General features: G+C 58.0%; 13 protein-coding genes. 5 read left to right on the top strand and 8 right to left on the bottom strand.

Going from position 1 to position 12220, the window contains the following annotated elements; genetic code table 11:
- Positions 1-300: 300 nt before the first annotated feature.
- Positions 301-588, bottom strand: coding sequence for an AbrB/MazE/SpoVT family DNA-binding domain-containing protein (locus BC1002_RS00765; RefSeq protein WP_013088163.1), 288 nt, complete (start codon positions 586-588; stop codon positions 301-303).
- 552 nt (positions 589-1140) lie between these two features.
- Between BC1002_RS00765 and BC1002_RS00760 the strand changes: the two genes are divergently transcribed.
- The 3 genes from BC1002_RS00760 to BC1002_RS39345 all read left to right on the top strand — a co-directional run bounded on the left by BC1002_RS00760 (position 1141) and on the right by BC1002_RS39345 (position 2442).
- Positions 1141-1482 (top strand): helix-turn-helix domain-containing protein, encoded by a 342-nt coding sequence (locus BC1002_RS00760; protein WP_013088162.1) that lies wholly within the window; start codon positions 1141-1143, stop codon positions 1480-1482.
- Between the two features lie 667 nt (positions 1483-2149).
- Complete coding sequence (locus tag BC1002_RS37555) at positions 2150-2320, top strand: hypothetical protein (RefSeq protein WP_013088161.1); 171 nt, start codon at positions 2150-2152, stop codon at positions 2318-2320.
- On the top strand, positions 2317-2442 hold the full coding sequence (locus BC1002_RS39345; RefSeq protein WP_013088160.1) for a hypothetical protein: 126 nt from the start codon (positions 2317-2319) through the stop codon (positions 2440-2442). Before BC1002_RS37555 ends, BC1002_RS39345 begins: the two co-directional genes overlap by 4 nt.
- A gap of 435 nt (positions 2443-2877) precedes the next feature.
- On the opposite strand, the gene BC1002_RS00755 is transcribed toward BC1002_RS39345, so the two are convergent.
- Positions 2878-3984 carry an IS5 family transposase gene (locus BC1002_RS00755; RefSeq protein WP_013088158.1) on the bottom strand — a complete coding sequence of 369 codons (1107 nt, stop codon included), beginning with the start codon at positions 3982-3984 and terminating at the stop codon, positions 2878-2880.
- A 162-nt stretch (positions 3985-4146) separates the two neighbouring features.
- On the opposite strand from BC1002_RS00755, the gene BC1002_RS00750 reads away from it, so the two are divergent.
- Positions 4147-4551, top strand: a complete 405-nt coding sequence (locus tag BC1002_RS00750; RefSeq protein WP_041734254.1) for a hypothetical protein — start codon at positions 4147-4149, stop codon at positions 4549-4551.
- Positions 4552-4715: 164 nt separating this feature from the next.
- On the opposite strand, the gene BC1002_RS37550 is transcribed toward BC1002_RS00750, so the two are convergent.
- From BC1002_RS37550 to BC1002_RS00735, 3 genes are all read right to left on the bottom strand, one after another.
- Positions 4716-5798 carry a hypothetical protein gene (locus tag BC1002_RS37550; protein ID WP_013088157.1) on the bottom strand — a complete coding sequence of 361 codons (1083 nt, stop codon included), beginning with the start codon at positions 5796-5798 and terminating at the stop codon, positions 4716-4718.
- Positions 5795-6271 carry a hypothetical protein gene (locus BC1002_RS00740; RefSeq protein ID WP_013088156.1) on the bottom strand — a complete coding sequence of 159 codons (477 nt, stop codon included), beginning with the start codon at positions 6269-6271 and terminating at the stop codon, positions 5795-5797. The genes BC1002_RS37550 and BC1002_RS00740 overlap by 4 nt, the downstream gene beginning before the upstream one ends.
- A 709-nt stretch (positions 6272-6980) precedes the next feature.
- A protein-coding gene (locus BC1002_RS00735) for an IS3 family transposase (RefSeq protein WP_193373031.1) occupies positions 6981-8179 on the bottom strand; the annotation gives its coding sequence in 2 pieces (ribosomal slippage) (positions 6981-7864 and positions 7864-8179; 1200 coding nt in all).
- A gap of 769 nt (positions 8180-8948) precedes the next feature.
- On the opposite strand from BC1002_RS00735, the gene BC1002_RS35560 reads away from it, so the two are divergent.
- The gene (locus tag BC1002_RS35560; protein WP_013088153.1) at positions 8949-9413 is read left to right on the top strand and encodes a hypothetical protein; all 465 of its coding nucleotides are present in this window, start codon (positions 8949-8951) and stop codon (positions 9411-9413) included.
- Positions 9414-9446: 33 nt separating this feature from the next.
- Here the strand turns inward: BC1002_RS35560 and BC1002_RS00720 are convergent, their stop codons facing one another.
- From BC1002_RS00720 to BC1002_RS00710, 3 genes are all read right to left on the bottom strand, one after another.
- The gene (locus tag BC1002_RS00720; RefSeq protein ID WP_157874629.1) at positions 9447-9701 is read right to left on the bottom strand and encodes a hypothetical protein; all 255 of its coding nucleotides are present in this window, start codon (positions 9699-9701) and stop codon (positions 9447-9449) included.
- Between the two features lie 155 nt (positions 9702-9856).
- Positions 9857-10591, bottom strand: coding sequence for a pentapeptide repeat-containing protein (locus tag BC1002_RS35555; RefSeq protein WP_013088151.1), 735 nt, complete (start codon positions 10589-10591; stop codon positions 9857-9859).
- A gap of 692 nt (positions 10592-11283) precedes the next feature.
- On the bottom strand, positions 11284-12039 hold the full coding sequence (locus BC1002_RS00710) for a TIR domain-containing protein (RefSeq protein ID WP_013088150.1): 756 nt from the start codon (positions 12037-12039) through the stop codon (positions 11284-11286).
- Between the last annotated feature and the right edge of the window lie 181 nt (positions 12040-12220).

Raw genomic sequence — 12220 nt, 5'->3', positions numbered from 1 at the left:
ATTTCCTCGTCGGGGGCCTGCTCGCCGCGGCATCTTATTTGTTTGCCTTGAACGAAGGAGTTCTGGTCTGGTCGAGGAGCGCAACGTTTGGCCTTGCGAGAGGGGAGAGCGGGATTTCGGTCTCCCACGCTCGCACGGCGGAGGTGGCGGGTAGGCCGTCACGCAGCCAGTCAGTTTGTTGGTATCAACGGCTGTGAACACCAAAACCGCACAATGTGCGTCCTGTTCGTTTCCCATGCCCGGCCAACTGCGGAGCCAGATAATGTCGCCAGCCGCCGGTATCCCGATCAGCACGATGCCTTACCTCTTGTCGAATTGCGTCGGGTCATCCGGGCCGCCGAGTTCCGTGCCCTGCGGTTCGCCAAAGTCGATTTCCTCGTGAGGCTGGAGCTTGCCTTCCCGGTATTGCTGGATCAGGCGCTCGCGCGAGAAACGCCCGATGCTTGCATGTGGGCGAATCACCACCTGCCCGTCGAGCACCTGAACGTCGACTTCCTGACCTTCCGTGAATCCCACTTTTGTCGCAACACTCGCCGGAATACGGACTTCTAGGCTGTTTCCGCGACGCTTGAGGGTTTGAATAGCCATTTTCTGTTTTCCCGATTCCGCCCAAGAGCAAGGGCGCGATATCAACGAATGCCGACTACGTGGACCTGACTGCTGAGAGCCGCCTGGATAGGCCTTCAGACGTTCATACACTGTCGCACGATGCATCTGACAGGCGTGTCGACCGCGTATCGATGATGCCAAGGTTACCACTGTAGCTCTTTTGCGTCGGCGAGTTATGCCCTGATGAATCGGTCCACATGCGTTCGTCACGCATCTCAGGGCTCGGCGGGTAAAAGTCGAGCCGCTTCTGCGTCCTTCCACGTGTTTCTGATGAACGATCTCGGACGAACGCTTTGCTACCTTCGACATGTTCGATTGCGCCGTGCTTGTCGTGCACTCTGAACGGCGATACGCCGCCGGGCGCCTAGACCCTCAGGCTGTCAAGGCTTTGCGCCGCTCATTGGCGCTACGGTCTTTGGGTGTCGCCGAGCGTATCCGTTATGCAGTTGCATCCTCATCCGCAGTGTGCGGGCGCGGTAGGGAAGTGTGAGCTAAGATCGAGGCAATCCAATTTTCACTTTTGGTTCAATCATGGCTCGCACCTTTGACATCGACGAATGCGCCGACTTTCTGAAGGTCGAGCGCAAAACCGCCCTCAAACTCGCCCAGCAGGGCGAGCTTCCTGGGGCCCGCATTGGCCGGGCGTGGGTGTTTCTTGAGGATGATGTGGTCGAGTATCTGCGCGTGCAGGTGCGACACCAGATGGTCGAGCGACAGAATAATGAAGCCATTGAAAAGGGTTTCGAGAAGGCTCGGGCGAATAACATTCCGACGCCGGCCCCTCTGCTGAGAAAGGCGACCGGTGGAGGCCGGAGGCGCCCGCTACCTGTGCTTCCGGATCTGCCAAACGGCGGGACCGACAGTAGGAAGTGAGCGAGCTCGGGTCTGGCAAGCGAACACGGATCATTTCGAGCATGGACGTGGTAGCACTGGCTGTCGGTGCTCGGCTCTTGCTCACAGGCTCGCAAACACGTGGGTCATTGGATGTGTGAGATTGAGCTGATTGCGACGTTGTTCCCGGATAGGCATCGACGATAACGGGTAGGGAGCGCCACAGCCCTTTCACAGCCACCGTTAGGACCACGAGCTCCCCATTCCTTGCGGAACCTTGGTGCTACTTGCGCAACTGTCCGCGAGCGTTGAATTAGGATATAGATCGGGATTAGTTGCGCAATTCCCGGACGGCGCCGCCAGCTGCTAAAGGCATGTCGCATGTCCGCTGCTTTCCGCTTATCACTTGCCGATCGTGTCGCCAGTTCAACTCCACCGGGCGTGCGTAGCTGAGGCCGTCGTTGTAGCTGCGATCACTTCGCACATCCTATACGCGATGATTTTTTCCGCTGGCCAGAACAGGCAAGCGCCGTAAGCTGCCTTCCTTGAGCAGCTGACCGACGGCTAGGCTAAGATCAAAAGGTCTGGGAGGTGCGATGGGCCGCACAGGCGTCGCCCGCTGACAGTTCTACGCAAAAGGCGGTTTCTCTAACCCGCGACCGGTCCGCAGGGAAGAGGGCGGGTCGAGGGCCTACCATGAGAGGTGATCATGACGACCTCGGCGGAAACGATGATCGAGACCCTGAAAAGCTCGCAGGCTGAGCTCGTCGCCATGCGCAAGGATGTGGAAGCGCTGCGCGAGCATCTCCACAGAATGATCGGCAACATCGAGTTCTGCCTGCGCGAAGTCGAGAAGAACGTCGGCAGGGATGAGCCATGAGCGATCGTCACGCCACCAAGGCCGATCTTGATGCCGCGCTTACGAGGCTTAAGCGTCATGTGGTCCTGTCGATGTTGCGGGTGCTGGTCGGCGGCGTTCTTGTCCTGCGGTTCGTTCACTGACCGCACTGCTCCGGAAACGGAAGCGGCTGATGCTTCGAATTTCAACGGTCGTTCTTCGATTGCCCATGTCATATAGTCGCGGCTCCGCTTGCTGCAGCGGGCGCGTCTTCGCATCAAAGATCTTGGTAGTCTTCCAAATCGAAACCGCGAGCAGCGCATGCTGGGGGGCTTGGCCGCACATGAAATCGTTGCGCGATTCGTTACAAAAGTATAAGGAAGCGTCGATTTTTGAGGCCGCCAACGAACGCATGCCCATCGAATTGCGCGACAGAACCTAGCAGGCTGTTGAAAAGCGCCCCGTCATGACGACCGAAGCTACGTTCAGGAGACTTGCGCGTGCAATTTCCCGCTGAATTACCGGTTTGCCGCGCGATCCGCGCGGGGCATGCGCACGCATGCAGCCCTGCTGGCGCGCAGTCTTCACGCCGTGACGGCTCATCGCGCCGCTCCTTGCGGCACCAGCCCTGGCATTCGGGCCATGCGGGTCAGATTCCTCGCAACCATCGTCAGCTTGAAGTGCTGGTCGACGCGCCTGATACCGCGATAGACCGTCTGCCGGATCCGACCGACCGTTTTACCCCAGCCGAAATGCTCTTCGATTCGTTTGCGGATGATCTGGCTGATCCGGTAGCCCACGTGCCGCGAAGTGCGACCGTCGATTGCGCTGCCGCCGCAACGCTCATCGTTGCGCGCGACATGCGGTGTCACGCTGCGAGCGCGGCAATCGTTCACGAAGTCGCGGGTGTCATACGCCTTGTCGGCACCAACTGTTTTCGCATGAGCGCCTGGCACGCAATCGAGCAATTGCAATGCGCTGGCCCGCTCGGCGAAACCATCTGCGTGACTGACCACGGCGCCGACCACCAGCCCCGAGCGATTCTCCATCAGGATGTGCCCGTGGTAGCACAGGATGGCCGGGCTCTTGTGGCGCTTCTTGAACAATCGCGCCTCCGGATCAGTAGTCGACTCGTGCGTGGCATTGCTACGTCGCTCGCCTTGCCAGTCAGTCTCGGCGTTGCGGCCACCGCCGGCTGGCGGACCATCGTCCGGGCCGTCCTTGCGGCGGAAGCTCTTATGACTGGCCCACGCCTGAATCAGCGTGCCGTCCACCGAGAAATGCTCTCTCGACAGCAAGCCCCGCTTCTCCGCCAGGCTCATGACTTCGGTGAAGAACGCTTCCACGACTTCATGCTCCAGAAGCCGGTCGCGGTTCTTCGAGAACACCGAGTGGTCCCACACGGCGTCCTCAATCGCCAGCCCGACAAACCAGCGGAACAGCAGGTTGTAGCGCATCTGCTCCATCAGCATGCGCTCGCTGCGCACCGAGTAGAACACCTGCAACAGCAGCGCCCGCATCAGCTTCTCGGGCGCAATCGAGGCACGGCCGGTGTCCGCGTAGATGACGCTGAACAGCCCGTTGAGCCGTTTCAACGCATCATTCACCAGCAACCGGACCGGTCGCAACGGGTGATCTGCCGGGACGAAGTCCTCGAGCTTGACCGTCGTGAACAGGGGTTCCTGCATCTCATCCATTCCGCGCATCGCATCCGCCGCCAAAGATCATGAACACGATATCCATAACGTCCGTCCCTCAAACCCCGTTTACATGGGACCCAAATTCAACAGCCTGCTAGGCGTCCGGTTATGAAATCGTTGCATTGAGACGGTCGGGTCTTCAACGCGGCCGCCTGAAAGAAAGTGCTGATGGTTTACTACACTGAAGACGTCGCAATCTTCGATGAGAGAGCAGCAATGACCAGTGAAAAAACGTGCAAATCTTCTCTGCTTGAAACACTAAATCGTGCATTTGCCGATGCAGGCATCTTCGATGATGAGATCGCACGCAAAGCAGATCTCAGCAGTTCCGCAGTTAGGATGATCAGAGACGGAAGAATAAAAGTCCCGATCAACTTAGTTTCAACATTTGCTGTTATCGCGGGTCTTGACGTAGCCTACGTGATGCAGCTCGCGCTCGAGGAATATTTCCCAGGTTTGCTTGCTCAGATTGAAGGTCTGAGCGGGTGCACATTACTTAGCCGTGCTGAGAAAAAGTTAATTGAGTCGTTCAGATTCATTAGTCGAGACTGCGAGCGGCTTCGGCGGGGCTAGGCGCGACCAACTGCACGGGCTTGTCAGCGAATTTCCGGATGCGCCGCCATTCGCGACGCCGTCAACGATGGGATTCCCCAAGGATTGCCAGAACCTTGTTTTGTGGGCGTTACAGATTGCCGTCGCGCTTAGTTGTGGCGACGCGGCTGGTCTCCGAATTTCGTTCAACGCCAGCGCCTCGACAGCTCTCGGAACGCATCACGAGCTTTCTCGTTCAAATGACGGTCGGCTATGGTGGTGGCACTGTGCAGGCGCTCACCGCTCACTGCGGTGCGGTCCTTGGTGACTCGCCACCGTCTTTTTCGCTCGCCGACCTGGAAAGTCGTCTTCTCAATTGCCGCTCGCGTAAACCGATTCAACTTCGGTTTTAACATGCGAAACTTGGCCGACATGCGGAGATCCTTCTCAAAGTCCGCGCCGGCCCATTCGGAAATGCCTTGGTAGGGAAGCGCCGCACCGCGCAAGGTAATTTCGATGCGTGCACGATGCTTTGCTGACGGCAGCGGTGCCCCGTTTCCGTCGGTGGTTTTTACATAGATGTGCTGAAGCCGGTCGTCATGCTTGTTGCCAATACCTATCTGCCACCCGTCCCACAGGTGGCGAACCAGCGAGGCACGCTGGAACGGAATGCTATCGGGGCTGCCTCCAAAGTCCCGATATATGCGACAGTTTTTGCTCACTATCAGCGTGCAGAACTTGAAGAAGCGTGCGGCTTGGTCGGCCAGTTCCATTTTGCTTTCCGTCCGACTGTATGCGTCGAACGCAATCTCGATAGCCGTTATTTTCGGTTCGCTCGCAAATGGGAATCTTCGCTCCAACTGCTTTAGCATAGACGCGACAAAGCTCCACGAATTCGGGTCTTGCAACCGGAAACGAAAGACAGATGCGGCCTTGCCGGGTCCCTCATCAAGAGCTTTGACAAAGACATTCCTGCTGTCCGGCAATTGCAACGCTGAATTTAGCGCGCGCTGGACCGTTGGAAAGTTCGTCCGTGAGATGGTTTTGATCTCGATTTCGATCCAGTCAACTTCGGCTCGAAATCGGAGATGGTTATAGTTGATCGCGCAGGTCGACTCGGTTGGATTGGTAGCGGATGCCTGAGGCGGATTTTCACGACCGTAGTCAAAACTGACTGTATCGTGAGGGCGAGAAGCGTTAGTCGATATTCCGGCGCTCTTCCGAGGGGCTTGTTCAACTATCGGCGATGCCGTCTCCGTGTCAGAGCTGAAATCTCTATCAGCCGTCATTTAGCCAGCCTCTTGCCTATCTTTGCGGCTTCGAGCAGTCGTTCTGACAGCGACTGCGCCTGTGAGAGCTCGAGCCGATAGACAAGCATCGGTTCGGATATGACGAGCCTAACGAAGGGTTCGCGCGTTGCCTCGTCGATCTGTAGGGAGACGTCTGCGATTTCCAGTCGACGCCCGGTGGAACTACCGCCACTCTCGCCAATGCCGAACGCCTGGAGCGCCTCTGCCGCGCGCCCAGTGAGCTTGACTGTCCCAAGACGGCGGGCCTTCTCGAATTCAACATACCGTGCGAGGTCTTCCGGAGAATAGAGCGCCGCTTTTCCCACCCGAGAGAACGGGATTCGATGGATAGGGCTTCGATCGGTGCGACGGTTGTTGATCAGAAACCCGGACCAGTAGGCGCTATCGCCATCGTCTGGGAGGGCACGGGACAGGAATTCTGCAGCCGCTTGGGTGTTATAGAGGTCGCTCATTCTGTAACGACTTGGTTGAAAGCATTAGTATGCATGCAAGTCATTATCTAGTCAATACTGACCTGTGACTGCCAAGCAGTCTGCGGATATCCTGGCGGCCGGCCAGCGTAGGCAATCAACACGAAAGCAAAATCGGCCCTGAAAAGGTTCGAGGTAATCTGAAGTCAAGTCCGACAAGATGATGTCGCGGATCGTGCCGGCGAGCGATAGCAGCCAAGAGACTTGACCGGTGCTGACCACGACAGGAGTGCCCCGATACGTATTGCCACGGCCATCGTCAACTAGACCTTCAGCAGCCGCAGCTGGTGATCGAGGATATTCAAGGAGCGCCGCGCTCAACTCACCTCCAAATTGCCGGTTCGCATTCGGGCACCGAGGAGATCGACGTCGTAACTAAACCTTGGCAGGGGCCGGCAACGCACCGGCGTGGCATCGGCACGCGGGGCAACCATCGTCGCGGTAAGAGAGGGCTGCCTGTAAGACCAGTCCCGGAGTGGAGCGGGGAACGGACGGCGACCACTTTAGATGCCAAGCCGATCGCCGTGATGAGGTCAGCATAGCTGCTGCACGGATGGAAGTTCGTTGCATCGCGACGCCGATCGTTTGTGACGGCGCATCAATGGCTGGGAATACATGCGGGCCGCGCGCTCATATGATAGCGACCAGTCAAACTGGAGTTGCCCCTGTAACTGAGGACACGCGGACACCGTTAGATTGATGACTCCGCTGCACGCCTGAACTCGCGAGGCGAGCGATATTTCAATGCTTTGTGCGGGTGGCGCTCATTGTAGTGTTCAAAGGCAACGGCCAGACGCGAGAGGGCCGTTGGCGCGTCAGGCTTATCCATATAGGCGACGTAATTGTGCTTCATGGTCTTCACGAACGACTCAGCCATACCATTGCTTTGCGGCGAGCGCACGGGCGTGGTCAGCGGCTGCAGGCCCAGCTCGCGCGCAAAGCTGCGCGTGCGATGGTCGATGTAGGCCGAGCCGTTGTCCGTCAGCCATTCGATGGGCTGCGCGGCCTGCGTAGTGCCGAAGCGCTGTTCGACGGCAGCGAGCATCACGTCGCGCACCACGTCGCCGCTATGGCCTCCAGTGGTCGCAGCCCAGCTAATCGCCTCCCGGTCGCAGCAATCCAGCGCGAACGTTACGCGCAGCGGCGTGCCATCGTCGCACCGGAACTCAAAGCCATCGGAGCACCAGCGGGTATCGCTGCGGTCCACGGCGACGCGACCGTCATGCCGCCGCTTGTCTCGCCGCACGCCGGGACGACGCAGCAGCAACTGGTGCTCGCGCATAACCCGATACACGCGCTTGTGGTTGACGCACTGCGCGCCGGTCTGTTCCCGACTGCGGCGCAGCAGTGCCCAGATGCGTCGGTAGCCGTAGGTCGGTAGGTGCGCGACATGGGCCTGAATTTCCTCCACCAGCTTCGTGTCGTCGGTCCGTCTGGCGCTACGACCATCTTGCCAGTCAGACGAGCGAGCCAGTTTCGCTGCTACGCCAGAGCGCGCCACGCCGAGAACTTCACAGACCGTTTTCAATGGTCGTCCCCCGGCAGCAAGGGCGAGCGCGCAATCAGGTTTTTTGAGCGGCCCCATTCCACGGCTTCCTTCAGGATTTCGACTTCCATCGTCTTCTTCCCGAGTAGTCGTTGCAGTTCCTTGATTTCCTTGATGGCTGCGGCGAGCTCTGATGCCGGCACGACGGTCTCGCCCGCTTTCACTGCCGCCAGACTGCCTTCCTGGTATTGCTTGCGCCAGCCGAACACTTGGTTCGGGTTCACGCCATGCCGCCGGGCAACGGCTGATACCGATGCGCCAGATATCAGCGTCTCCTGGACGATGGCGATTTTTTCCTGCGCCGTGCGCCGCCGACGGCGCTCCGGCTCACTCAGAATTTCGATGGGTTCCACGTAATGACTAGGCTTACTGTTAGGCACAAGACTATCCCTTATTTTAAGAGAGTCCTTGTGTCCTCAGATACGTGGGGCTGCTCCACAAACCACAGGATGGTGACTGCCATGGAGGTGATGGTGTGTAGGAGATCATGTGTGTAGTTAAGCCATTTATATATAGTTATTAGAGTCCGGTGCCTGTTGCTCGCAGGATCAACGCTCGCGGGGAATCCCGTCTCCCAAATTTCCGCAAGTCGGGTTGATCGTCGCTCAGCAACATTGCGGATGAACTGGAGTGGTAGGACACGCCGGCTGCCGCTTTCAGCCCGGCGTTGCAATTGCAAACGCCCAAAGGAGGAGTGGCGGTCACTATGAACAAAGGGCGCCTTCCTTAGTCTTTGCTGTGACAGATCTCGTTGGCAATGCCCAAGCAACGTCGCATGAGCCTCATAGAGCCGGTCCCGCGCATGTCAGGCAGCTCAGGCAGGCTGACGGAGCGCAACCGATTGCGTGCGTTCTGACGCGCCCTAGGGCGTCGGGTCGCAATCATCCATTGGTTGTAGCGGAGAGGACTATCAACGTTGCGCGACAGCTGCTTGATGCGGTCACAGTTTTGGGGGCTGCAAGCTTCTTGGAAAGTTGAAAATGCTCCGGCACGGTCTATCCTTTAGCGATACCTAAGCGAGACGGACGCGCTCAGCTTGATAGCCGGCTTACGATGGTAGCTAGAGAGACGAGCCAACGAAATCTGCGGCGGCCCGATACGTAAGAGGTGAACATGGATATCGCTCCCAAGGACCCCGCCGCATTGGTGCTATCCGCATTGGCGTTGGCTTTCTCGGTGTTCTCGTTGTGGTTCAACTTCCGCAGCAGTCTTCATGCCGCGATGCTCAGCCGGAAGCCTGTGCTTGTCTTTGAGTATGATGGTCGGGAGGGCTGGATACTTCGAAATATCGGCAATGGTCCCGCAATGAACGTGATCGTTGCGCAGCGGCTCAAGACTGCTAAGTGGGTCAATCCTATTCGCGTTCCGCCGTTAGCGAAGGACGGAAGCTTAGTCTTGCAATGGCTGGGGCATGTCAACACTACCGGCCTCGGCGCGACCTATGACGACTCAGAGAACACCAAATACACATCGACATGCCGGCAGGATCTTACCCGCGTCGAGTCAGGTGAGAAATTCGGTCCGTGGCCCGACGGTGAGATCGGGCGTCATTGGGACAATCCGAAATGCGTCACGTAAAGCTCTTCGCTGGAACGCAACATCCGACTGCAGTTAGATGTCAATCGTGGTGTCGGTCGCAAGCCGCACCGTCATCCCACTCTCCTGCTGCACAGAGACCTGCGTGAGCTGCCACGCGCGGTCACATGCGTCTTTCCCCTCGCACGTGAGGGTGGCGGCTTCCTGACCGCGTTTAAGCATGATCTCGGCGCGCTCGTAAGCTGCGACGTTGTCGGCTTCCTGCTGGGCAGTCACGAAGCCGGTCAGAGCGAGCGCGGCGAGCGCCGCGGCGATATATCGGGTCTTCACGCCCTTCCCCTCATGCCTCCAGTTCTTGTTGGTCGCGATTATAGACAGCCATCGCGCGGCCATGTGGGGAAGTGTAAGGAACGCCACACCATCTACCCATCTACCCGGAACCCAGTGACCCAGGTTGGCGTGGTGAAGTGCGGCACAAGCATCACTCACTGCGCTTCTAAGGCCGCCCACTCTTTGCCCCACTGCCGTATGCAGTCCTTCCCTTGGGGATCGACTGGCGGGTCGATCTTCGCATGTTGAATGTAGGGCGGGTGTCCTGGCCGGTAGCAGGAGTCTTTGAACACGTCTCCGTTCGAAAGTCGCGGCAGAATTGAAAGTTCAGATATATCCGCCTGGTAAAAATTGGCGCCTCGAATGTCACCATCCAGATATGCGCGCCTAAGATTTGCCCGATGAAAATTGGCGTCTTGAAAGTCACACCATAGCCTCGCGCCCCTGAAATTTGCCCAAGAAAAATCGGCACCTCGGCACTTAGATTCAAGCACCCAGGCGCCTTCAAAATTAGCCGACCTGAGATCGGCATTCGACAGATCGATTTGCACCAGCCGCGCGCGCGTGAAGATTGCTAAGGGCCCAACCAAATCGTGCAAGTTGGCCCAAGAAATGTAAGCGTCATGCGCATCAAGGTTGTTGATGCTCACCCCATGCTGGGCCAATGTTTCAAACGCGAAGTCCTGTCCTACGTTATAGGGCGCGCGATGCTCCTGTTGCAGGTAGCCCTGCAGCAGTGTCCAAGCGGCTATGTCGGCCTGATCGCGGCGATCGTGAATCAGGTAAAACAGCGCGACTACGGTGGCAATCGAAGCGAGCAGTGTCGTTGTCCACGACGAGATGAAAGTTGAATCGGCGAGGCTCCTTCTTCGGTTCGGCTGGTCGCTCACTCCTGCGTCGAGGCATCATTACCTGACCATGCTTGCGTCGGAACAAAGCCATGTCGACTCTCCCAAGAGGGTGCGATGTTGCCAAGTATAGGAAGGACGGCTACGAAGTATAAGGAACCACGACCGGGGCCGGCCTAGCTCTATAAGGAGAGGGTTTGGGAGGGTGCCGGCGAGGAAGGTAGGGCCTTCAGCGATACCGGGAGGTTCTAGGGTTCCGCATCTCGCGTTGCTGACGATCCTAGTCCGCGTTAGCTAACGTAATCACCAATGTGCTTGGCAGTCCCCTTGGTAGTTCAACCGACATGAACAAATTTCTTAACACGTGGCGGCGACGGCTCCCGTTTTGGAGAAGGCAATGGACGTCGACGGGCATGCTGGATGGATGAATATCCGGACAAGGCTTCTCTGGCGCACATCGGTGCACCGGTGCGGTAGGGCACATATGCCGAATTTGGTTAGAAGCGCAGTCTGATGACGACCGCTCGCGCGATCGGCATCATATCCGCCGCTCCAGGAATACATCCGCGAGAACTGCGGCCACGAGTTCACAGCGATGTTCATGGTCATCGGCTACCGCAACGGATTGGCGACACGTAGCGTCGGGAGGGCCTGTCTGGAAAGCCTGAGTAGCTGACCACCCTCACGAACGGCCCCGGCCCAGCGCGGCTGGGCGCCAACAGACGCGGCTCCCGCTATTCTACCGTGGTTGTGTCGATGCCGGCCGAGCCAACAATACTGTCGTTCGAAATATAGTTTCCCGATAATGTCCCTAGCCCATCGCTCAACGCGAATTGCCCCTTTCTACTTAAAACCTGCGCCAAAATTCCAGGAGGAAGAGGCTTGGCGAGAGCGCTCAGCGGTGTAACCGCTTCTGTCGCTGCCCTCATCTGCTGATCAAGCACTCGCACCGTCTGCAGGATCTCGACGATCATGTCACGCTCGGCCCGTGGCTCATCGGGCGTGCTCGGCTCGTCCGCGCATATCTGCTTCACCTTGGCGTCGAATTCGGCCCAATGCGCCTTCATCACGCGCCTGAGCATCTCGTCATTGAACTTGTCCTCGTCCAGGGCTTCGTTGATCGTCTGCAACACGCGGAAGATACCCTCCTCGTCCAGCGGAGTGGTCAGAAACTGCGAGAGCGGCGGCTGGATGTCCTCGTTCTTGAGATCGACAAGAACCACACAAACGCGATTGTCAGGCACTCCCTTCGCAACCGCCCCCGCCTCGAACATAAGCCAGGGGCTTTCTTTATTCGCCTGCGTGACGAACGTGACGCCGACCTTCGACTTGCCAAGCCTCTCGGAAATGAGGGGCGACCACTGTGCTCCCGCCGGAGTCTCGTCCGAATACCAGGGTTTTGAGCGATGGATAACGAGTTCGAGAAATTCAGAGAACGCGCCTGCAATTTTCCTGGTGACGCTGCTCGACCAGCTAATGAAGACGTCCATGCCCTCTCCCCAGTGACTGTCCAAGGATTACATGACTAGGGGAAGATATGGCGAGATGAGGGCAGAAGCCGCTAGAAGCCGGCCTGCACTGTAGATAGGAGCGGGCGATGGGATACAAACGCTCGCAACGGACCAACCGCAAGCGCTCGATTTAACTAAACCAATGAGCGGGCAAGCCCGC

It is taken from the genome of Paraburkholderia atlantica, from assembly GCF_000092885.1.
In the GTDB taxonomy this organism is placed as follows: domain Bacteria; phylum Pseudomonadota; class Gammaproteobacteria; order Burkholderiales; family Burkholderiaceae; genus Paraburkholderia; species Paraburkholderia atlantica.
This window is presented reverse-complemented; position numbering and strand designations above follow the sequence as displayed.